Source organism: Desulfobulbus alkaliphilus, assembly GCF_016918545.1.
Lineage (GTDB): Bacteria > Desulfobacterota > Desulfobulbia > Desulfobulbales > Desulfobulbaceae > Desulfobulbus > Desulfobulbus alkaliphilus.
The window spans coordinates 1-381 of the sequence record NZ_JAFFQC010000450.1; the positions used below are offsets into that span (position 1 = coordinate 1).

General features: G+C 67.5%; 1 protein-coding gene. It reads left to right on the forward strand.

Features of this window, described 5'->3' with window-relative positions; translation table 11 throughout:
• A partial coding sequence (locus JWG43_RS19360) for an acyl carrier protein (protein ID WP_205244516.1) occupies positions 1 to 381 on the forward strand: 381 nt, incomplete at both ends.

Here is a 381-nt window from a genome sequence, read left to right on the forward strand (position 1 = left end):
CCGCGAAGCCTCCGTATCGCCCGAAGCGGACAGCGCGGGCCGGGACAGCCGGGATGCCGTCATGCGGGCCGTCCGTGCCAAGGTGGCTACCATCCTGCGGACCGACGCCGCGAACCTGCCCGGCGATGCCAACCTTATCGAGCTGGGCGTGGACAGCCTGCTGGCCCTGGACCTGTTCCAGTCGCTGGAAAAGCAGTTCCGCATCCGGGTGGATCGCAGCCTGCTGTTCAAGGAGCCTACCATCGATGCTCTGGCCTCCCGGATCGCCTCCCTGCTCGACGCCGGGAAAAGGGCTCAGGACGGGGACCTGCCCGTCATCCTTCCCGACAGCGCCGCCCGTCATGAGCCCTTCCCGCTCATGGACATGCAACAGGCCTACTG